The following is a 21,573-nucleotide window of genomic DNA, read 5'->3' as shown; positions in this document are numbered from 1 at the left end:
GCCCTCACGCCTCCTCGTAGTAGAACTGCTCGGGCCGCATCGGGCCGGGCGTGGGGTAGTAGAACGACGCCGGGTAGTTGGCGGGGAAGTTCCGCAGCCGGTCGCTGATGATCGTGTAGGCCGGGGCCGGCAGGGCGATGCCGAAGTTGTAGAAGTCGTCCTTGGCGATGGCCAGGATGTCCCGCATGAGCGCGTGCTGCCGTTCCGGGTCCATCGTGGTCCGGATGCGGTCGTAGATCTCCATCTGGCGGCGCACCGAACGGGGTGGCTCCTCACCCTCCGCACCGCCGGTCAGGTACCACGTGGCCCACAGCGGTGCCCAGTTCGACTCGCCGTTGAAGGGGAAGTACAGCCTCGGGTCGTACAGGGCGTCCAGGAGCCCTCCGCCGCTGGTCCACACCGTGGCCTCCAGCTCGTTGACGCCCTTGCGCTGGTAGAACAGCGAGCGGTCCATGACCCGCACCCGCATGTCGACCCCGATCCGGCGCCAGTAGCCGGCGATGAGGTCCAGCGTGCTGGCCTGGTCGGGCTGCTGGGTGACCACCGCGATCTCGAAGCGGAGGGCCCGGCCCGCGGGGGAGCGCCGGGTCCCGGAACCCGACCGCCGCAGCCCCGCCGCATCCAGCAGTTCCTCGGCCCTGGCAGGGTCGTAGTCGGTGTACTGCTTGGCCATCTCCTCGTCGAAGAAGGGCGATTCCCGCCGGGGAGCGAGCTGCCAGGGCTCCCCCTGGCGCTGGAACACCGCGGTGATGATCTCCTCACGGTCGATGGCGAGCGACAGCGCCACGCGGAAGTCCTTCAGGGCGAAGATCTCCCGCAGGCCGGCGTCCTTGGTGTTCTGGTTGAGCGAGATGGAGATCTGGTTCATCTCCGCGGTGACCGCGTCGACGAAGTGGTAGCCGCCCTTCTCGCGGCCGGCGGCCAGGACCGGCTTGTTGCGGATGGTGAGGATGTCGACCGGCGGGAACTCCACCTCCCCGTTGACGGCCTTGATGAGCATGACCTCCGGGTCGCCGACGACATCGATCGTCACGCGGTCGATGTAGGGCAGCTGGCTGCCCTCCTGATCGACCTTCCAGTAGTACGGGTTGCGCTCCAGTACGACCTGGGCCCCCGTACCGAAGGGGCTCGTCACACACCACGTACTCAGCGTGGGCAGATCCGGGTTCTGCCAGCGCGGCAGGTCCCAGTAGCCCTGGCCCACCTTGGAGAAGAAGTAGTTGGCCCAGCCCCCGAAGCCGGCCTCCTCGGCCTCGGCGACGACATCGGGGTTGTAGTCGGCGTGGTAGCGGGACAGATGGTGCTTGGGGTAAAGGGTGAACACATAGCCTTCGGGCGAGGCCAGAGACGACAGGAGCAGCCCGTTCGGCTGTGCGAAGGTCCACTGGAAGGTGTGGTCGTCCAGCTTCTCCAACGCGGCCGGTTCGCCTTCGCTCAGCATGAACGGCGGAGGAGCACCCACCAGCTCCGCGTGGCCCAGCACATCGTGGTAGGCGAAGAGGATGTCGTCGGCCGTGAAGGGGTGCCCGTCCGACCACCGGGTACCGGGCCGCAGCCGGAAGGTGAACCGTCGTCCGCCGTCGCCGACCTCGACGCTCTGCGCGAGATCCGGCACGGGCCGGGTCCACTCCGGGTCCCACATCATCAGCGCGTCGTACGCGGTGTGGGTGTACGCCTGGAAGATTGAGATGGCGCCGATCATCGCGGACCGGAACGTACCGCCGTAGCGACCGATCCCCTCGACGGGCTCGACAACCATCGGGCGCTCCGGCAGCCGCTCGCCCACCGGAGGCAGGTCGCCGGCGGCCACGCGTTCCGCGAGCATGGGCGCCTCGGGGCCCTTCGGCCCGCGCTGCACAGGCGTCTGCGGCACATCCGGGTCGAGCGAGAGAGCCTCACAACCGCTCAGGCCGCCCGCGGCCAACGTCGCCGCCACGGCGCCGCTCCACCGCAGGACCGTTCGCCGGTCCGTCATGTCAGCCTCCGATTGAAACGATTCACAACACCGAGAGCGAGGTACTTACCGCATCCAGATGCGGTCGATGCCGTGGAAACGTGTTTGAACCGGGAGTGTTACGCCAGGGCAGAGCCACGTCAAGAGCTGCGAATGAAACCCTTGAGTCACTTCGCCTGGCCGATCAATCCGGACATCACCTGTTATGACCCTTCGAGCCAGGCCGCAGGGCCCGCCCTGTTGTTGACAGGATGCTAAAACCGGTTTGAGTATCGTCCTGGCCGCGCGACGAAAGCGGACAGCGCACGAGACCGAGCCCGAAGGACATCTCTCCCATGACAGGCCATGAGCCGACGACCGCGCTCAACGAGCCGGTGCGCATCCCGGTACCCCGCGCCGATCCCGCGCTGCCCCTGGCTCTCCCGGACGCCCGGCGGGAGGAGGGCCTCCGCGTGTTCGACCGGTACGTGGCCCGTGACGGGCGGCCGTGGCTGCCCACCTTCGGCGAGTTCCACTACAGCCGCTGCCGTGCCGACCTGTGGGAGCGCGAGTTGCGGGCCATGGCCGCGGCCGGGCTCACCGGCGTGTCCAGCTACGTGTTCTGGAACCATCACCAGCCGACCGAGCGCCCGCCGCGCTTCCACGACCGCTACGACCTGCGGCGATTCGTGCATCAAGCGGCCGACGCGGGCCTTGTGACCGCCCTGAGGATCGGGCCCTTCGTCCATGCCGAAGCCCGGTACGGCGGGCTCCCCGACTGGATCGTCACCCGGCATGGCACCCGGGCACGGACCAACGCCCCGGCCTACCTGACGGACGTCACGGCCTGGTACCGGGCAATCGCCGACCAGCTCGCCGGCCTCTACTCCGACCAGGGCGGCCCTGTGGTGAGCATCCAGATCGACAACGAACTCCCCGGCGACGCCCCGCACTTGCTGGCCCTGAAACGGATCGCCCAGGACGCCGGCATGACGACGCGGCTATGGACGGTCACCGGGTGGGGCGGAGTCGACCTGCCCGGCGACGAACTCATACCCATGTTCGGCGGCTACCCGGAGGCCGCGTGGGAGGAGGCAGAGGTGGATCTGCCTCCCAGTTGCCGCATGCACTACCACTTCTCGCCCGCCCGCGACGACGACGGGATCGGCGCCGACCTGCGCCCCCGCACCCCCGCCGGCATCGACGACGACGCCGCCCGGTTCCCGTTCCTCACCTGCGAACTGGGCGCCGGCATGTCGCAGTCCTACCACCGGCGGCCGGTCCTGGACCCCCGCGACATCGGGGCACTGGCGACCACGAAGCTCGGCAGCGGTGCCAACTGGCTGGGCTACTACATGTTCCACGGCGGCACGAACCCGGCCGAGGCCGGCACTCCCGGGCTGCAGGAATCGCATGCCACGGGCTACCCCAACGATGTGCCCGTGCTGTGCTACGACTTCCAGGCCCCCTTCGGCGAGACCGGCCATCAGAACCCCAGCCTCGGGGAACTCCGGCTGGTCAACCTCCTCGCCCGGCACTACGGGCACCGGCTGGCGCCCCTGCCCCTGGTGCCGCCGCCCGACACCGATGACCCCTACAGCCATCAGGGGCTGCGCTGGGGGCTGCGTTCCGACGGTGTCCACGGCTTCCTGTTCTTCAACAACCACGAGCCGCGGGCAGGCCTGCCCAGCAGAACGGGCGTCACCTTCACCCTGGCTCTGCCGGACGGCGACGAGGTGTCCTTCCCGGACCGGCCCCTGACCATCCCGCCCCACGCCTACGGGATCTGGCCCGTTCGCCTGCCACTCAGCGACGCGGTCCGGCTCGAATGGGCGACGGTCCAGCCCGTGGCCGACGTGGTGCTGGCGGGGCGCAGGACGCACGTGTTCGCGGCCACTGCCGGCGTCCCCGCGTTGCTGGCCGTCACCGTCGCCGATGCCGCGGCACCGGGCGGGCGAGGGCCCGCGGTCGTCCACGAGGTCGTCCCGGGTCTTGAGCCGGTCACCACCATCCGGTCGCCGGACGGTGCAGAGCTCGATCTGCGGGTGCTCGGCGCCGACCAGGCACGTCACCTGTCCGTCGTCACGCTGCAGGGCCACGACCACCTCATCCTCACCGCCGGCAAAGTACTCACCGGCCCCTCGGCCGTGTGGATCGAGCGCGACGGCAGCCGGACACTGGCCCCGAAGTTCCTTCCCCCCCTGCCCGCGTCCCCGCCCGCATCGCACCTGCCGCCGGCGGCCGGCCCGCAGGGCTGGGACACGCTGCGGCTTCCCGCACAGTGCCCCCCGGTGACACCGGGCGCGACACGCACCCGCGTCTCGCCCGGGCTCCCGCCCGCCCGGCGCGGCGGCCCGCACGGCAGGGCCAGTGCCCCGACCGCCGAGGACATGGAAACCTACGCGGCACGCTACGACGTGGCCCTCGACGCGCCCGACGCACCCGAGGACCTGGAAATCACCATCACCTGGAACGGCGACGTGGGCTGGTTCCTCATCGACGGCGATGTCGTCGCCGACCAGTTCTGGCACGGCCGGCCCTGGCGCGTCCGCATCCCCCATGCCCGGCTGCGGGCCGGCAGCCGCTTCGAGCTGTGGCTGCTCCCACGCCCCGCCGATCCCCAGACCTTCACCGTGCCAGGGCTCGGCCGGCAGCCGCACGACGCCGATCTGCTCACCTCGCTGGCCGCGACACCGCTGGTTCTCACCCGAGTCGGGAGCCCCTCCACTCATGGCCGCTGACCGCCCCTCGCTCCGGGTCTACGCACTTCACGCGGACGGGCGCACCGATCCGGTCGGCGTGGCGAGCCCGCGCCCCGTCCTGAGCTGGAAGTTCCGCGCCACCGATCGCGTGCCCGCCACCATCCAGCTCGAACTCGCCAGCACGCGGGACCTGCTGGTCACGGGGCAGCCCGACGCCGGCCGGTTCTCCTTCCCCTTCACCGGCCTGGCACGGCTGCCCTGGCCGGTCGGCCCCCTGGCCAGCCGGGAGCGCCGCTGGTGGCGGCTGCGGGCCATCGACACCGAGGGCCGGGCCGGCCCCTGGAGCCCTCCCGCGGTGGTGGAGGCTCCGCTGTGGCACGCCGAGGACTGGAGCGCCCGCTGGATCACGCACCCCGCCTGGGCCACGGGGCCCGGCACGCCGCCGCCCGCGGCGCTGCCGGTCCTGCGCCATGAGTTCCGTCTCGACGCGCCGGCCCGCTCGGCACGCCTGTACCTGACCGGAGCCGGTGTCGTCGTGCCGTCCCTGAACGGCACGGACGCCATCGCGGGCCGCCTCGAACCCGGCCACTCCAGCCAGAGCAAACGGCTCCCGGCCAGCGCATGGGACGTCACCCGCGCACTCCGCGCGGGCCTGAACGTCCTGGCCCTCCAGCTCGGTACGGGCACCGGGTTCGTCGAGCCGATCCCGGGCCGGTACACCAAGCTCACCCGGGACGCCCTGCGGCCCCAGGTCCTGGCCCAGCTGGACATCGTGACGGCGGACGGCGACTCGGTGTGCGTGGCCACGGGCCCGCAGTGGCTGGCCGCACTCGGCGGCACCACGGTCGGGCACTGGTACGGCGGCGAGGATCACGACGCCCGCGTCCTCGCACCGGGCTGGGACGAACCCGGATTCGACACCTCCTCCTGGGTCCCGGCGGCGCCGCTTCCGGCCCCGCGCGCCAGCCTCTGGTGGCGGCGAAGCCCCGCGGTGACCGTCACCGACACACTCGCCCCGGCCGCGGTGACACCTCTCCCGGACGGGGAGGCCGTGGTGGACTTCGGCGTCAACGCGGCCGGATGGCCCCTGCTCCGCGTCGACCCGGCCCCGGCGGGGCGCACCATCACCCTCACGCCGTCGGAACTGCTCACCGGCGACGGCCGTGCGGATCAGTCGACGACGGGCGGTCCGACCTGGGACAGCTACACGACCGACGGCAGCGAGGCCCAGTGGCATCCGCGCTTCGTCTACCACGGCTGCCGGTACGTCCAGGCGAAGGGGCTGTCGGCCGACGAGGCGGCCCTGATGCGCTTTCAGGTGCTGCGGGCCGGCAATGAGAGGGTCGGATCGTTCACCACGGACGACCACTTCCTCGCGGCGCTCCACCGCGTCATCGACAGAGCCGTGCAGAGCAACATGTCCAGCGTCTTCACCGACTGCCCCCATCGGGAGAAGCTCGGCTGGCTCGAACAGCTCTACCTCAACTTCGAGGTCCTGGCGCGCAACTACGATGTCCAGGCCCAGCTCACCGACGCGGTGCTGCAGATGATCGACGCGCAGACGGACAGCGGCCTGGTGCCGAGCATCGCCCCCGAGTACGTCGTCTTCGACATCGACGAGGTCGACGGCGACCGGACCGCCTTCCGCGACGACCCCAACTGGGGGCGCGCTCTCGTCGAAGTGCCCTGGCGGCTGTACCGGACCTACGGAGACGAGGAGGTGCTGCGGACGGCCTGGCCGGCGATCCGGCGTTACCTGGGGCATCTCGACAGCCGGGCCAGCGGCCATCTGCTCGACCACGGCCTGGGGGACTGGATCGCCCTGGACCGGTCCACCCCCCGCGCGCTGGTCGCCACATCCGGCTACGCCGACGCCGTCGGCACCGCCGCCCGGATCGCCACCGTCCTCGGAGAAGCCGGCAGAGCCACGGAACTCCTCGCGCACGAGACCGCCGTGCGCCGCGCACTCAAGCGGCGTTTCCACGACGCCGCGACCGGGTCCTGGGGCAGCGGCAGCCAGGGCAGCTTCGCACTGGGCCTGGCCTCGCAGACGCTCACCGCCGACGAGTACGCACACTCCTTCACCGGGCTGCTGGCGTCCGTGGAAGCCGCCCAGGGGCACATCACCGTGGGCGAGAACACGCTGCCCGCCCTGATCCGCGCCCTCACCGACAACGGCCACGCGGACCTGCTCAACGAGATGATCCGGCGCACCGACGGACCGGGGTACGGGCACCAGATCGCCTCGGGGGCGACCGCACTCACCGAGTCCTGGCAAGGCCCGGCCGGCCCTGCCGGCCAGGGCTCACAGAACCACTTCATGCTCGGCATGATCGACGAATGGATACTGGGCGACGTCGTGGGCCTGCGTCAGGCACCCGACTCCATCGGCTGGCGACAGGTCGAGATCCGGCCGCGCTTCCTCGCCGGAGTCGGGGCCGCACGGACCACGTTCGACTCGCCACAGGGTCTGATCACCGTCGCCTGGACCAGGGGGCCGGACGCCGCCGTCAAGGTCGAACTCCCGGCCGGTGTCACCGGCACGCTGCGGCTCCCGGGTAACCTCGTCTCGCCTGGCAACCGTCCGGACGTCGCCCTCAGTGGGGGAAGGGCCCGGATTCCGTTCCAGGATGCGCCGCTCCGCTCAGAAGGATGACCGCGCCACGACCATCTCGGCGCCGACGGACGGGAAACATGGCAGACCCCGAGGGCTACACGAAGCCACGCCCGAGACGACGCGGCACCGCGCCCACCATCGCCGATGTCGCCCGTGCCGCCGGCGTCTCGAAAGGCACCGTTTCCCGTGTGCTCAACGGCCGGGACTGGGTGAGCCCGCAGACCCGTGACCGGGTGCATCAGGCAATGACGGACACCGGCTTCGTCGCCAACGCCACCGCTCGCTCCCTCGCCACCCAGCGCACCGGCAACGTCGCGTTCATCCTCGGCACCGCCCCCACCCGCCTCTTCGAGGACCCCAACTACGCGGTCCTGCTCCAGGTCACCTCCGAGGAACTGGCCAGGCAGGACTACGCACTCATCCTGCTCACCGCGGGGACGGCCGCCGAACGCCACCGCGCCGCCCGCTTCGTGCGCGGCGGCCACGTCGACGGCGTCCTGTTCGTCTCTCCTCGCGAAGAGCGGACGGACGACCTGATCTCTCTGCTGCGGACCCAGCCCGTGCCCGTGATCGCGTGCGGCCGGCCCTTCGTCCACGGCGATCCACTGCCGTTCGTGGCCACGAACGACCGGAGCGGTGCGACGGAACTCGGCCGGCACTTCCGCACCCGCGGCTACCGGCGCGTCGGGATCATCGCGGGCCACCTGCACACCGTCGGCGCGCAGGCTCGTGTCCAGGCATTCACCGAGGCGGCCGACGGGATCACCCGGCCCGAGTGGCTGGTGGACGCCGGCGAGTACTCACGCCAGTCCGGCGCGAACGCCATGCTGCAGCTCCTCGCCCGGGCTCAGGGGCTCGACGCGGTCTTCGCCACGTCCGATCTGCTCGCCGAGGGAGCCATCGATGTGATCAAGCAGGCGAAACTCCGCATTCCCGACGACATCGCCGTGGCCGGGTTCGACGACTCGGCCATCGCCCAGCGCACCTCGCCTCCGCTCACCACGGTGCGCCAGTCCGTCTCAGCCGTGGCCAGGGAAATGGTCAGGCAGCTGGCCGCCGGAGTGCGCGGGGAGCCGCCGCGCACCCTCTGGGTCGACACCGAACTCATCGTCCGCGCCTCCGCGTGACGGTCATCCAGCGGCAGACGGACAACCGCGCCGGTCGGTGTCACAGATGTCGTTATGGAACGCTCGCTCCCGAGCTCGGGCGCGGGTCGATGTGGATCTTCGGGCCGGCGCCGGCGCCGGGTGGGCGCCGGCCGGCGAGGATGGGGCCGACCTGTTCGAGTCCGACGGTCGCGGCGACCAGGGGTCGGGGATCGACGGATGCGTCGGCGTAGGCGCGGATGGTGGCGTCGAGACCGGGTGAGGCGGACAGAACGCCGACCGCGGTCACGTCCTTGAGGGCGAGCGCGCGGGTGTCGATCCGGCTGGGCTCGCCGGCCAGTCCGATGTAGACGACGCGGCCGGCCGGTTCGACGAGGTCGAGGGCCAGCGAGGGCAGGTGGGCGGCGTTCGAGGCGTCGATGACCGCGTCGAAGGGCAGGTCCGGGAGCGTGTCCTCCCGCCAGACGTGGTCGAAGCCCAGAGCGCGGGCGAAGGCGAGGGAGTCGTCCGTCCTGCCCATGAGGTGGACGTCGGCTCCGGCGGCGCGGGCGAACAAGGCGACCAGCAGTCCGATGGTCCCCGGGCCGAGCACCAGCGCCCGGTCTCCGGACCGCAGCTCGGCGGCCTGGGCGGCGCGCAGGGCGTTGCCGCCGGGCTCCACCAGCGCGCCGAGGACGGCGTCGACGGTGTCGGGCAGGACGTGCAGCGAGGAGACCGGTACCGCCAGTTGCTCGGCGAGGGCTCCGGGCCGGCCGTCGCGCACGCCGACCTCCTGTCGTTTCTCGCACACGTGCTGGTGGCCCCGTCGGCAGCGGCGGCAGGCGCCACAGCCGAGCATCGTGTCGCCCATGACCCGCCGACCGGTCCACGCGGCGTCGACGCCGGCGCCGACCGCCGCCACACGGCCGGCCCACTCGTGGCCCGGACGCATCGGGTAGGAGGAGTGTCCTTGGTGGAGGTAGGCCATCTCGCCGGTGAAGAACTCGACATCGGTGCCGCACACGCCGACCCGTTCGACGTCGACCACGACCTCTCCGGCAGCGGGAACCGGTGCGGGAACCTCCTGTACGTCGTAACGTCCGGGGGCCGTCAGCACGAACGCCCGCATGCCCGTGCTCATCGTGGTGCCAGTACGCGCTGGCGTTGCGTGCCGAGTCCATGGATGCCCAGTTCCATCACGTCGCCGGGCCGTAGCCATACCGGCGGGGTGAAACCCATGCCGACGCCGGGCGGTGTTCCGGTGTTGATCAGGTCGCCGGGCTCCAGGACGAGGAACTGGCTGAGGTAGTGCACGATGACGTACGGATCGAAGATCATCGTCTTGGTGGTGCCGTCCTGGCGGCGGACGCCGTTGACGTCCAGCCACATGTCCAGGGCGAGGACGTCGTCGATCTCGTCGGGGGTGGCCAGCCAGGGACCGGCGGGGTTGAAGGTCTCGGCGGACTTGCCCTTGGCCCACTGCCCGCCGCGTTCCATCTGGAAGGCGCGTTCGCTGACGTCGTTGACGACCAGGTAGCCGGCGATGGCCGCGCGCGCCTCCGCCACCGAGTCCAGGTAGCTGGTGCGCCTGCCGATCACGACGCCCAGTTCCACCTCCCAGTCGGGCTTGGTGGAGCCGCGCGGGATGCGCACGTCGTCGTTCGGGCCGACGAGCGTGTTGGGCGACTTGCTGAAAAGGATCGGCTCGTCGGGCACGGGCAGCCCCGTCTCGGCCGCGTGGTCGCGGTAGTTCAGGCCGACGCACAGGATCTGGTGCGGGCGCGCGATGGGGGCGCCTATGCGTTCCCCCGCGAAGCGGGACACCCGGCCCGCGGCGGCGCGTTCGGCGACGACGGGGCGGACGCGGTCGATGCCGCCGGAGCCGAAGAACGCCTCGTCGAAGTCCGTGACGACGTCGGAGAGATCGACGTACGTCTCGTCGTCGATGCGGGCGACGGGCTTCTCGGTGCCGACGGCACCTATGCGCAGGAGAAACACGGACTCACTCTCGGGGTTCGGGGGCCTGGTGTCTGCCGGAGGACGCGATCGCACACGGCGAGCTCATCGGTGTTGCCTGCCCAGAGGCCCGAGCAGCTCACGGATCTCGCCGACGGCATCGACCAGGGCGCGCAGGGGTGTCCGGTAGGCCAGGGCGCTGATGCTCACTGCCCCGCTCGGGGTGCCGGGCAAGGTGGCGTAGACGGGCAGGGCGATGCAGTTGATGCCGGTCTCGTTCTCCTGGTCGTCGACGGCGTAGCCCCGGTCCCGGATCGCCCGCAGGTCACGGTCCAGGTCCTCGGCGGTGCACAGGGTCTGCGGGGTCCGGCGTACGAGTGGCGCGTCGGAGATCCATGCCTCGACCGCCTCCGGGGTGTCCAGATGGTGGGCCAGCAGCACCTTCCCCACGCCGGTGGCGTGGGCCGGGTTACGGCCGCCGACCGTCGACGTCAGCCGGACGGCACCGGTCGGCGGATCGACCTTGGCGCGGTAGACGACCTCCCGGCCGTCGAGGACCGCGTAGTGCGCGGTCTCGCCGAACCGCTGCGCCAGCGCCTCGAGCGCCGGGCGGATGCGCACGTGCTCGGGCCGCGCCTCGTGGTGGGCGAACGCCATCCGCAGGAACTCGTCGCCCAGGACGTACCGGCCGTGGGTGTCCTGGTCGGCCAGCCCTGCCCGGCGCAGCGCGCCGAGGGCCCGGTGCACGGTCGGCTTCGGGCTGCCTATCACCCGGGTCAGCTCCTCCAGCCGTACGCCGTCGGGGTACCGGGCGAGCTCCTTGAGGACCGCCAGGACCCGGTCGGAACCCACGAGGCGGATGCCGTCCGTGCTCTCCGCGTCGTCTCCGCCGGATGAGGCTGTCGATCCGTCGAACGTCTGCGTATGCTTCATCTCGTTCCAAAGATTAGACTACTGTACTGATTATTGAAAAGAGCTGATGGTGAAGCTCCGTAGCGCACAGTGGTACGCCGGTGAGGACCGTAACGCCTACATCCACCGGGCGTGGATGCGTCGCGGTGTCCCGGACGACGCGTTCAGCGGCCGTCCGCAGATCGCCATCGCCAGCACCGCCTCGGAACTGACCCCCTGCAACGCTCACCTGACCGAGGTGGCCGCCTCGGTCCGGGACGGCGTACACGAGGCGGGCGGCATCCCGCTGAACCTGCCCGTCGTCTCGCTGGGGGAGACGCAGATGCGGCCCACCGCGATGCTCTGGCGCAACATGGCGGCGATGGCCACCGAGGAGATGCTCCGCGCCAACCCCATCGACGGCGTGGTCCTGCTCGGTGGCTGCGACAAGACCATTCCGTCGCTGCTCATGGCCGCCGCCTCGGTGGACCTTCCCGCCGTCGTCGTCCCCGGCGGCCCGATGCTGACCGGCACCTTCCGGGGCAAACCACTCGGCTGCGGCACTGACGTGTGGCGCCTGTCGGAGGAGGTGCGGGCCGGCACGCTCTCACAGGAGCAGTTCACCCGGTCCGAGTCGTCGATGATCCGCAGCCGCGGGCACTGCAACACCATGGGCACCGCCTCGACGATGGCGCTGGTGGCCGAGGCGCTGGGCACGGTCGTCCCAGGAATCGCAGGCACCCCGGCCCCCGACAGCCGGCTGCTGGAGGGCGCACACGGCACGGGGCGGCTGGTGGTGGAGATGGTGGCCGCCGGCCGCCGGCCGCGCACCCTCCTGACGAAGGCGTCCTTCCACAACGCGATCGTCGCGCTGGCCGCCATCGGCGGGTCGACCAACGCCGTCGTCCACCTCCTGGCCATCGCCGGCCGCCTGGGCGTCGACCTGCGGCTCGACGACTTCGACCGCATCGGTTCCCGCGTGCCGGTCCTCGTGGACCTCCAGCCGGCCGGCCGTTTCCTCATGGAGGACTTCCACCGTGCGGGCGGTCTGCGCGCCGTGCTGCGGGAGGTACGCGACCTGCTCGACCCCGACGCGCTGACCGTCACCGGCAGGCCGCTGCTGGAGCACCTCGAGGACGCCCCGATCTGGGATCCCGAGGTCATCCGCACCCGCTCGGAGCCGTTGGCCGCCGAGGGCGGCATCGCCGTTCTGCGCGGCAGCCTCGCCCCCGACGGCGCCCTCATCAAGCCCGCGGCGGCCTCCCCGCACCTGCTGCGCCACCGCGGCCGTGCCGTCGTCTTCGACAGCATCGAGGACTTCCACGCGCGCATCGACGACCCCGGCCTCGACGTCGACGCCGACTCCGTCCTCGTCCTGCGCGGCTGCGGCCCCAAGGGCTACCCGGGCATGCCCGAGGTGTCGAACATGCCGCTGCCGAGGAAACTGCTCGCCCAGGGCGTGCGCGACATGGTCCGCGTCTGCGACGGCCGCATGAGCGGCACCGCCTACGGCACCGTCGTCCTGCACGTCGCCCCGGAGGCCGCGGCCGGCGGCCCGCTCGCCCTCGCAACGACCGGCGACCTCATCAGCCTCGACGTCGAAGCCCGGCGCATCGACGTCGAGGTGCCCGCGGACGAACTCGCCCGCCGCACACCGAACGAGGCCACCGTCACCGGATTCGCGAGCCCGGGGCGCGGCTGGGAACGCCTCTATGTCGACCATGTCCTGCAGGCCGACACGGGCGCGGACCTGGACTTCCTGGTCGGCTCGAGCGGTTCGGAGGTGGGCCGTGAGTCGCACTGATCCGCCGGCCGTCGCCCCCACGCCGCTGGCGCGCTTGGCGGAGGCGGCACCGGGCGCGGTCGCCGCCCGGGTCTCCGACCGGCTCGCCTTCGCCCACGACGCCTCGCACTACCTGCTCGTACCCCAGGCCGTGGTCACCCCACGGGACGCGGCCCAGGTGGCGGCGCTGCTGCGGGTCAGCGCCGCCCACGCCCTGCCACTGACCTTCCGCTCCGGCGGCACCAGCCTCTCCGGGCAGGCGACCAACGACGGAGTGCTGGTCGACACCCGCCGCAACTTCCGTGGCGTCGAGATCCTCGACGACGGCGCCCGCGTACGGGTCCAGCCGGGCGCCACCGTACGCGCCGTCAACGCCCGCCTCGCCCGCCACGGCCGCAGGCTCGGCCCGGACCCGGCCAGCGAGTCGGCCTGCACGATCGGCGGCGTGGTCGCCAACAACTCCAGCGGCATGGCCTGCGGCACCGAACTCAACACCTACCGCACGCTCGAATCCGCGGTCCTCGTCCTGCCCAGCGGCACGGTCATCGACACCGGCGCACCGGACGCCGACGACCGGCTGCGCACGCTCGAACCGGGCATCCACGAAGGGCTGGCCCGGCTGTGCGACCGCGTACGCGGCAACCCGGCGTCCGTCGAGGCGATCCGCCGCCTGTACGCCATCAAGAACACCATGGGCTACGGCCTGAACTCCCTCGTCGACCACACCCGCCCGGCCGACGTCCTCACCCGCCTGGTCGTCGGCAGCGAAGGCACGCTCGCCTTCGTCGCCGAGGCGACCTTCCGCACCGTCCCGGCGCACCCGCACGCCGCCACCGGCCTGCTCCTCTTCCCCGACCTCGCCGCGGCGACCGGAGCCCTGCCCGAGCTGGTCCATGCCGGGTTCGCCACCGTCGAACTCCTCGACGCCACCAGCCTGCGCATCGCCCAGCGCGACCCGCGGGCCACCCCGGACCTGCGCGACCTCGGCGTCCGCGACCACGCGGCCCTGCTCGTCGAGCACCAGCAGCCGACCGCCGAGGAACTGCGGCAGAAGGTCGCGGCAGCGGCCGGTCTCCTCCCCACCCTTCCCCTCACCGCACCGGGCCGGCTGAGCGCCGAGGCGCGCACCCGGGCCGCGCTCTGGCACATCCGCAAGGGCCTGTACGCCGCCGTCGCCGGCGCGCGCCCGTCAGGCACGACCGCGCTGCTGGAGGACATCGCGGTCCCCGTCGACCGTCTGCTGCCCACCTGCACCGCCCTGACCGAGCTGTTCGAGCGTCACCACTACACCGGCAGCGTCATCTTCGGTCACGCCAAGGACGGCAACGTCCACTTCCTGCTCAACGAGGACTTCCACCGGCCCGAGCAGATCACCCGCTATCTCGCCTTCACCGACGACATGGTCGACCTCGTCCTCGGCCACGGCGGCACCCTCAAGGCGGAACACGGCACGGGCCGCATCATGGCGCCGTACGTCCGCCGCCAGTACGGCGACGAGCTCTACGACGTGATGCGTGAGATCAAACGGCTGATCGACCCGCGCGGACTGCTCAACCCCGGCGTTCTGCTCAGTGACGACCCCACCGCCCACATCCGCCACCTGCAGTCCACCCCCACCGTCGAAACGGAAGTGGACCGCTGCGTGGAGTGCGGCTACTGCGAGCCGGTCTGCCCCAGCCAGGACCTCACCACCAGCCCGCGCCGGCGCATCGTGCTGCGCCGCGAGATGGCCCGCGCCGAGGCCGCAGGGGACGCCGAGCTGCTGGCCCGGCTCGAGAGCGAGTACCAGTACGACGCCCTCGACACCTGCGCGGTCGACGGCATGTGCAAGGCGGCCTGTCCCGTGCTGATCGACACCGGCGACCTGACCCGGCGGCTGCGCGCCGAACAGCTCGGCCGGACGGCACAGAAGGCGGGGGCCTACGCCGCCCGGCACTGGGACGGCGTCACGAGAGCGGCCTCCACGGCCCTCACCGCCGCCCGTGCCGTGCCCGGAGTCCTGCCGTCCGGGGCCACCGCCGCGGGACGGGCGCTGCTCGGCCGGGGCACGGTGCCCGCCTGGTCCCCGGAACTGCCACGCGGCGGAAGACGGCGCCGGCCGCGGACCGCCGACAGACCCCAGGCGGTCTACTTCCCCGCCTGCGTCTCGACGATGTTCGGACCGGCCGACCCGACGGCCGGGGCCGGCGTCCGTGACGCGCTTCTGACCCTGTGCGAGCGGGCCGACGTCGAGGTCATGGTGCCGGAGCGGATCGCCTCCCTGTGCTGCGGCACACCGTGGAAGTCCAAGGGGCTGACCGACGGTTACGCGGTCATGCGCGACCGGGTCGTCCCCGCCCTGCGCCGGGCCACGGACGACGGGGCCCTTCCCGTGGTGGTCGACGCCGCCTCCTGCACCGAGGGCCTGGCCCGTATGCTCGCCGGAGATCACCTCCAGGTTGTGGACGCGGTCGCCTTCGTCGACGCCACCGTGCTGCCGCGGCTCACCCCGGCCCGCCGTATCCCCTCCCTCGTCATCCACCCCACCTGCTCCTCAACCCAGCTCGGCCTCGACGCGGCACTGACGCGGGTGGCCGACGCGGTGGCCGAGAACGTCGTACAGCCGCAGGACTGGAGCTGCTGCGCCTTCGCCGGCGACCGGGGCCTGCTCCACCCGGAGCTGACCGCCTCCGCCACCGCCGGCGAGGCCCGGGCCGTGCGCGCACAACCGGCAGCGGCCCACGCGTCGGTCAACCGCACCTGCGAACTCGGCATGACCCGGGCCACCGGGCATCCCTACCGGCACCTGCTCGAAGTCCTGGAGGAGGTCACACGGCCTCTTCCCGGCTGAGATCGCCGACAGCCGGGCTCAGCGGACCACGACGCGGACCTGGCCCAGGTTCCGCACCTTCGCGAACGGCGCGTCCGGGTCGCCGTCACGGTGGGCCGCCACGCGCAGGGTCGCCATGTAGGTGCCGGGTGTGGCGTAGGTGTGCGTCGTCGACACCCTCACGCTCTCCCGGGGTGGCCCGAACGGCCGGGGCGTGAACGTGCCGCCGCCGGTGAAGTCCCACTCGGTGGACACCACCTGGCCCGCCCCCGGGGGCGCCTGGATCAGAGCTCTGAACGTGACAGGCTCGCCGGCGGTGACCTCGATCCGGGTACCACCGCCCGCGGTCAGGTCGACGACGGGCTGGATGCCCCGGCGCCGCTCCGCTGTCGCCGGCACCCGGATCTGGGAATCCGCCACGTCGTACCGCGTCGATGCCGAGGGGGCCACGTCCCGCTCGACCCATGCGCTCAGGTCCCGAAGCGCGTGCTGGAGGATGCCGGCGTAGTCGACGAGACCGGGCAGGTGCGCGCCGATGTGGTCGGCATTGTCGTTGAACCAGACACGGAACATGGCGTCGCACCTCGCCCCGAGGGCCTGCTCCACCTGTGTGCCGTACCAGTCGGCGTGCCACGGGTACGCGTCGACGTCCAGCAGGTTCGCGACCATGAGCATCCGGCCGGTGATCCTGCCCGTGAATGTGCCGCCACCACTGACGTTGGCCGAGATCCGGGGGCCGATCTGGATGCCGCGCTGCGGAGGCACCGGCCGCCCGTGGGCGTCGCGGAACTGATCCCAGGCGTAGAAGCCGGGCCGGGTCGGGACCTGGTGCCGGTGGTACGTCACCAGCGCGAGCGACCACCGGTTGTCCATGCGGAGCGTGACGCCCTCGGCGAGCGCGTTCACCGCCTCGGGCGGGTTCCCGGCGCCGAGGGTGAAGACCTTCGCGGCCTCGTCCAGCGTGCCCGTGAGCGTCCCGATCTCCGTCGTCCCGTCCTGCTGGTAGGCCGTGAAGTCGAGTGAGAGGTTGCCCGGGTCCGCCGGCACGGCGTCGAGATCCAGGCTCGCGGGCCGGTTCTGCGCGTCCCGGTTGACCTTCGTGACGGTGGCCCGATGGTCGATCCGGGCGGCCCGGATCAGATCCCCCAACGGTGACGCCTCGGTGCCGAGATACCCCGGCTTCTCCCAGAAGTCGTCCGCGTAGGCCGGGTCCATGGAGCGCACCACGCCCGCGAAACCCAGCAGACCCTGAGGATCGTCCAGGCCGAGCAGGTAGGAGTGGTTCGCCCACCCTCGCAGCGGGACGCCCATCCTCGTCACCTCGAGCAGCACCGACCGCTCCACGTCGGACAGCCCCTGGTACGGGTCACCGGAGCCGCCGGGCCGCATCGCGTCGGCGATCCCTGGCGCCTTGGGCCCCAGGACCAGCCGGGCGAAGGCACGGACGAAGAAGGTGTTCGGAACCGCGGTTGGCGCGCCGGGAATGAAGGGAACCGCGCCGTCCCATATCCCGGTGGTGTTCTCCATGGCGCTGATCGTCTGGAAGGAGCCGCCGCTGCCGCCGTAGATGTAGCCGTGGATCCGACGGGGCGAACCGTAGTAGCGCGCCGCGACCTTCTTGGAGAACGTGGCCGCGGCCGCGTCGACCCGGTATCCGGTCCTGCCGTTGGTCTGCACCCGGTAGGCGCCGCTGTCCACGGCGAAGGCGATGTCGTCGTCGGTCGCGTTCTCGGTCTGCAGCGGGTACACCAGCTGGAAGAACCGGCGCCCCCAGCGGGCCTTCGGCGGGAAGTAGAAGGTGAATCGGGCGTCGGTGCCCTCGAAGTGGCCGGACACCCTGTGATGCGGCACCGGGCTGGTCACGTCCTGCTCGCTGTCGATGACCGGCCGGTTGTAGAGCGGGTCGGCGCAGTCGGGCGTGACCCAGATGGGCCCGCCGGGCTGCGGGGCCGAGCACGTCGACGGTGCGGCCGACGCCTTCGGGCTCCCGACCGAGGACGCGCCGAGCGCGACCGCGGCCACCCCCGCCGCACGCAGGACCGTGCGGCGGCTGGGCCGCGATGGCCGGGGGGATCCGTGCTCGCCGGCAGCAGCGGCGGTACCGGTACTTCTCATGGCGTTCTCCTTGGGAGTGTGCTGAACAGTGCGCCGGTCGGCGGACAGGCGCGCGTCGCGGCAGGTCTCGGTGGACACCAGGTCACGCCTCCGCCACGACGCGGGCCAGCTCGGTCAACGTCGCGTCGACCTCGGGCACGAGCGGCGTCATGCCCAGGTGGCCGTGGACCATCCCCCGCGCGAGGTACACCTCGAGGTCGGCACCGCATGCGCGAGCCCGCGCCGCGAAGGCGTCGCCGGATGCGCGAAGGTCGTCGTACTCGTTGACCACCAGCAGGCAGGGCGGCAGCGAGCCCAGGTCCCGGTGCTCGGCCGAGAGGTACGGCGTTTCGGTCTGGTGTCCGCGGTAGGCGCTGAAGAAGTAGGCCACGGTGCTGCCCAGGATCCGCGCGCCACGGGGCAGGACGCGGGTCTTCGCCAGGACCTCGGGCGACTCGGGGAGGCGGTCGTGCAACGCGGGATAGACGAGCAGCAGCCGCGCCGGCGGTGGGGCGCCTCGGTCGGTCATGTCGAGCGTGGCGGACAGGGCCAGGCTTCCGCCCGCCGACGCGCCGCCGAGCGTGAGGCGTTCCGGGTCGGTGCCCAGGCGGCCACTGTGCGCGCGAGTCCACTCGTATGCGGCGAGAAGGTCCTGGTGAGGGACCGGATACGTGGTCGTCATCCCGTCCGCCAGGTGGTAGTCGACCGACACCACCAGGGTGCCCGCGCGGTGGCAGAGCTCGCGGCACACCAGGTCGCCCTCGTTCATGTCGAGGCTGCCGCCGACGAAACCTCCACCGTGTGCCCAGACCAGTCCCGGTTTTCTCCGCGCTCCCCGGCGCGGCCGGTACAGCCGTACGCGAACCGGGCCGAGAGGGCCGTCCACGTCCTCCTCGGTCACCGTGACCGCTGGGGGCGCGTAGTGGCGGTCGTCCAGCGATCCCTCGAGGACCTGCTGTCGGTGCGCCGGATCCGTGAGCAGCTCCTCGATCGGTACGTCGGGTACGGTCGCGAGGCGGCGCTCCACGTAGGGGTCGAGAGGCATACGGCGATCCCGCCTTTCGGTTGGGCGTCAGTCGGTGAAGGTGTGGGTGCCCGGGGCGGCGGTCGCGTGCCGGCCGCTGGGCAGGACCACCGTCGCCTCCGTCCCCGCGGGCACCACCAGGCGCAGGTGCAGGTGGCCCCCCTCGGACCGCCACCCGGCCTCGATCCGCCCGTAGGGCGACTCGTGGGCGGCCTCCGCCCAGGTCAGGCCCCCGCCGGGGCGTGGCCGCACGCGGAAGCGCCGGTACGCGGGCGCCTCGTCGAGCAGTTCGATGCCGGCCACGTGGCGGTGCAGGAACGACACGACGGCGCCCTTGGAGTAGTGGTTCAGGGACGCGTTGACCGTTCCGTCGGCCGTGACGCCGTTCCAGTTCTCCCACACGGTGGTCGCGCCGCGGTCGATCATGACCAGCCACGAGGGTTCGGTGTCCTGCCGCAACAGGTCGTAGGCGAGGTCGAGGTGACCGGTGTCGGCGAGCACGGGAAGCAGGTACGGGGTGGCGAGGAAGCCGGTGCCGAGGTGCGTGCCCGCCTGCCGCACCAGCTCGGCGAGACGGGCCGCGGCCTTGGGCCGCAGCCGGCCGGGGAGGAGTCCGAAGGCGAGCGCCCGCACGTGGTTGGCCTGGGTGTCCGGGGTCAGCCGTCCGTCGGGCCCGACGTACTCGGCCTGCCACGCCGCGCGGATCTGGTCGCTCAGCGTGCGGTAACGCTCTGCCTCGTCCGCGCGGCCGAGGATGCCGGCGATCCGGGCGGCCAGGCCGGTGCTGTGCGCGTAGTAGGCCGTGGCGATGTCACCGTGGTCGCGCCGTGCGTGGCTGTCGAGGTCGGTGACCTCCTCGCCCGGCGCGAGCCACTCACCCCAGTGGGCGCCCGCGTCCCACAGGTACCGCTCGTGCGGCTCGGGCGTCGGCCGGGTGGCCGCGCGCCGTGGGTGCCGCTCGGTGCGGGCGACGCGTTCGACACGGTTGAGCCAGGCCGTGATCATCGGCCACGATTCGGCCAGGATCCCGGTGTCGCCGTACGCCCGGTACACCTCCCAGGGCACGATCACGGCGGCGTCTCCCCAGCCGGCCGAGCCGCCCAGGTGGCTGACGATGCTGTGTGCCTCGTCCGGGGCGTAGGGGCTGAAGTGGACGACGGTTCCGTCCGGCCGCTGGTCGGCCGCGACGTCGCGCAGCCACTTCGCGGAGAAGCCGGCCACGTCGAACAGGAACGCCGCGGTGGGTACGAACAGCTGCCAGTCGCCGGTCCAGCCGGCCCGTTCCCGGTGCGGGCAGTCGGTCGGGATGTCGCAGGCGTTGCCCCGCAGGCTCCAGACGGCCGCCTCGTGCAGCCGGTTGATCCGGTCGTCGCTGCAGGCGAACCAGCCGGTGCGCCGCAGGTCCGTGTGCACCACGACGCCGGTGACATCATCGGGTGTCAGGTCCTGGGGGTGGCCCTCGATCCGGACGTACTGGAACCCGTGGGTGGTGCGCCGCGGTTCGAAGGCGTCCCCGGTCACTCCCGCCGAGGTCACCTGGTCGACCTGCCCGGCCGGTTTGGGCTCCGGGACGGCGGGGGCGAGGTTGCCGGTCGTGACGTCCCCCGAGGCGTCGAGCCATTCGCCGTGGACGAGACGGACCGTGGTCCCCGCCGGGCCCAGCCTGGACAGCCGCACCCAGCCGTTGATGTTCTGGCCGAGGTCGACGATCTGCCGGTTCCCGTCCAGCCGGCGCACCGACACGGGCGTCAGCTCCTGGACCCGGCGCACGGGCGGCGCGGGGGAGCCGACCAGCTGCTCGAAGCCTCGCGGGTCGGTCGCGACGGGCAGCCACGCCGCGTCGTCGAACCCCGGCCGCGACCAGCCGCGCGGGAGGCGCCGCAGGTCCCAGCGCTCTCCGGCGACCAGGTCCGCGGCCGTGACATGCCCCTGCGTGCCGCGCCACGCCGGGCCGGTGCCCAGCACGGTCACCGTGCCGTCGGCGTGGGTGAGGCGGAGCTGCATCAGCAGTGTCGGCCGGTCGCCCCACTGGTCGGCGAGGCGGAAGTATCCGATGAGGCCGCGGTACCAGCCGTCCGCGAGGATGGCGCCGAGTGCGTTGCGGCCCCGCGTCACCCCGGAAGTGATGTCGTAGGTCTGCACCTGCAGCCGGGTTCGGTACTGCGTGAAACCCGGCGTGACCTCGGCGTCCCCGATCCGTGCGCCGTTGAGGAAGCCCTCGTAGACGCCGTGGGCTGTCGCGTACAGCCGTGCCGAGACGACCGGAGCCGCCACGTCGAACTCGTAGCGCAGCAGGGTCGCCGGCCGGTCGCCCGGCGGCCCCCCGGGATATACGCCCGGGGTGATCCAGTTGGCCTGCCAGTCACCGCCGCCGAGCAGGCCCGTCTCGAAGACCCCGGGTGCCGACCAGCCGCTCTCGCCCCGGTCGGTCCAGACCTTGACCTGCCACGCGACGCGTTCGGCGGAGCGCAGCTCAGGCCCCGCGTACGGGATCAGGAGGCTGTCGGCGGACTCGGTTCGCCCGCTGTCCCAGCCGTTGTCCGTCCGGATCCGGTACGCCGTCTGCCGGGCGGTGTCCGCAGGCAGGAGCCAGGACAGCCGGGGCCGGGCGAGGCAGATGCCGAGCGCTTCGTCGAGGTGCTCGACGCGCAGGTGAGCAGGGGCGGTCGTCGTGGCCAC

Annotated in this window: 12 protein-coding genes; 5 read left to right on the top strand and 7 right to left on the bottom strand. The window is 72.0% G+C overall.

From position 1 onward, the window contains the following. Positions 1-4: 4 nt before the first annotated feature. Positions 5-1,975: an ABC transporter substrate-binding protein gene (locus tag ACTWQH_RS11800; protein ID WP_443286402.1), complete on the bottom strand. Its 1,971-nt coding sequence runs from the start codon at positions 1,973-1,975 to the stop codon at positions 5-7. Between the two features lie 314 nt (positions 1,976-2,289). Between ACTWQH_RS11800 and ACTWQH_RS11795 the strand changes: the two genes are divergently transcribed. From ACTWQH_RS11795 to ACTWQH_RS11785, 3 genes are read left to right on the top strand one after another with little or no spacing between them, the layout of a single operon-like run. Beyond that, on the top strand, positions 2,290-4,674 hold the full coding sequence (locus tag ACTWQH_RS11795) for a beta-galactosidase (protein ID WP_443286401.1): 2,385 nt from the start codon (positions 2,290-2,292) through the stop codon (positions 4,672-4,674). Next, positions 4,664-7,291 (top strand): family 78 glycoside hydrolase catalytic domain, encoded by a 2,628-nt coding sequence (locus ACTWQH_RS11790; protein WP_443286400.1) that lies wholly within the window; start codon positions 4,664-4,666, stop codon positions 7,289-7,291. Before ACTWQH_RS11795 ends, ACTWQH_RS11790 begins: the two co-directional genes overlap by 11 nt. Before the next feature lie 38 nt (positions 7,292-7,329). Continuing rightward, positions 7,330-8,379 (top strand): LacI family DNA-binding transcriptional regulator, encoded by a 1,050-nt coding sequence (locus ACTWQH_RS11785; RefSeq protein ID WP_443286399.1) that lies wholly within the window; start codon positions 7,330-7,332, stop codon positions 8,377-8,379. 52 nt (positions 8,380-8,431) lie between these two features. Here the strand turns inward: ACTWQH_RS11785 and ACTWQH_RS11780 are convergent, their stop codons facing one another. From ACTWQH_RS11780 to ACTWQH_RS11770, 3 genes are all read right to left on the bottom strand, one after another. Continuing rightward, a complete protein-coding gene (locus ACTWQH_RS11780) occupies positions 8,432-9,478 on the bottom strand; it encodes a zinc-dependent alcohol dehydrogenase (protein WP_443286398.1) in 1,047 nt (348 codons plus the stop codon). Continuing rightward, positions 9,475-10,335, bottom strand: coding sequence for a fumarylacetoacetate hydrolase family protein (locus tag ACTWQH_RS11775; RefSeq protein WP_443286397.1), 861 nt, complete (start codon positions 10,333-10,335; stop codon positions 9,475-9,477). The genes ACTWQH_RS11780 and ACTWQH_RS11775 overlap by 4 nt, the downstream gene beginning before the upstream one ends. Positions 10,336-10,398: 63 nt before the next feature. Next, complete coding sequence (locus tag ACTWQH_RS11770; RefSeq protein ID WP_443286396.1) at positions 10,399-11,226, bottom strand: IclR family transcriptional regulator; 828 nt, start codon at positions 11,224-11,226, stop codon at positions 10,399-10,401. 46 nt (positions 11,227-11,272) lie between these two features. Here ACTWQH_RS11770 and ACTWQH_RS11765 point away from each other — a divergent pair, with 46 nt between their 5' ends. Next, the gene (locus ACTWQH_RS11765) at positions 11,273-12,988 is read left to right on the top strand and encodes an IlvD/Edd family dehydratase (protein ID WP_443286395.1); all 1,716 of its coding nucleotides are present in this window, start codon (positions 11,273-11,275) and stop codon (positions 12,986-12,988) included. Continuing rightward, entirely contained in the window at positions 12,975-15,797 is a 2,823-nt protein-coding gene (locus ACTWQH_RS11760) for an FAD-binding and (Fe-S)-binding domain-containing protein (RefSeq protein ID WP_443286394.1), read from the top strand. The genes ACTWQH_RS11765 and ACTWQH_RS11760 overlap by 14 nt, the downstream gene beginning before the upstream one ends. Positions 15,798-15,815: 18 nt before the next feature. Here the strand turns inward: ACTWQH_RS11760 and ACTWQH_RS11755 are convergent, their stop codons facing one another. The 3 genes from ACTWQH_RS11755 to ACTWQH_RS11745 all read right to left on the bottom strand — a co-directional run bounded on the left by ACTWQH_RS11755 (position 15,816) and on the right by ACTWQH_RS11745 (position 21,573). After that, on the bottom strand, positions 15,816-17,891 hold the full coding sequence (locus ACTWQH_RS11755; protein WP_443286393.1) for a PKD domain-containing protein: 2,076 nt from the start codon (positions 17,889-17,891) through the stop codon (positions 15,816-15,818). Positions 17,892-17,973: 82 nt separating this feature from the next. Continuing rightward, positions 17,974-18,915, bottom strand: coding sequence for an alpha/beta hydrolase (locus ACTWQH_RS11750; RefSeq protein ID WP_443286392.1), 942 nt, complete (start codon positions 18,913-18,915; stop codon positions 17,974-17,976). A gap of 27 nt (positions 18,916-18,942) precedes the next feature. Then, on the bottom strand, positions 18,943-21,573 hold the full coding sequence (locus ACTWQH_RS11745) for a family 78 glycoside hydrolase catalytic domain (RefSeq protein ID WP_443286391.1): 2,631 nt from the start codon (positions 21,571-21,573) through the stop codon (positions 18,943-18,945).

It is taken from the genome of Streptomyces sp. 6N223 (assembly GCF_052246635.1).
In the GTDB taxonomy this organism is placed as follows: domain Bacteria; phylum Actinomycetota; class Actinomycetes; order Streptomycetales; family Streptomycetaceae; genus Streptomyces.
The sequence above is the reverse complement of the archived record's forward strand: the minus strand, read 5'-3'. Positions and strand labels throughout refer to the sequence as shown.

Bases quoted from the DNA above. Each gene is read 5' to 3' on its own strand.
- ACTWQH_RS11800 (WP_443286402.1), bottom strand. From the start codon at position 1,975: ATGACGGACCGGCGAACGGTCCTGCGGTGGAGCGGCGCCGTGGCGGCG.
- ACTWQH_RS11795 (WP_443286401.1), top strand. From the start codon at position 2,290: ATGACAGGCCATGAGCCGACGACCGCGCTCAACGAGCCGGTGCGCATC.
- ACTWQH_RS11790 (WP_443286400.1), top strand. From the start codon at position 4,664: ATGGCCGCTGACCGCCCCTCGCTCCGGGTCTACGCACTTCACGCGGAC.
- ACTWQH_RS11785 (WP_443286399.1), top strand. From the start codon at position 7,330: ATGGCAGACCCCGAGGGCTACACGAAGCCACGCCCGAGACGACGCGGC.
- ACTWQH_RS11780 (WP_443286398.1), bottom strand. From the start codon at position 9,478: ATGAGCACGGGCATGCGGGCGTTCGTGCTGACGGCCCCCGGACGTTAC.
- ACTWQH_RS11770 (WP_443286396.1), bottom strand. From the start codon at position 11,226: ATGAAGCATACGCAGACGTTCGACGGATCGACAGCCTCATCCGGCGGA.
- ACTWQH_RS11765 (WP_443286395.1), top strand. From the start codon at position 11,273: ATGGTGAAGCTCCGTAGCGCACAGTGGTACGCCGGTGAGGACCGTAAC.
- ACTWQH_RS11755 (WP_443286393.1), bottom strand. From the start codon at position 17,891: ATGAGAAGTACCGGTACCGCCGCTGCTGCCGGCGAGCACGGATCCCCC.
- ACTWQH_RS11750 (WP_443286392.1), bottom strand. From the start codon at position 18,915: ATGCCTCTCGACCCCTACGTGGAGCGCCGCCTCGCGACCGTACCCGAC.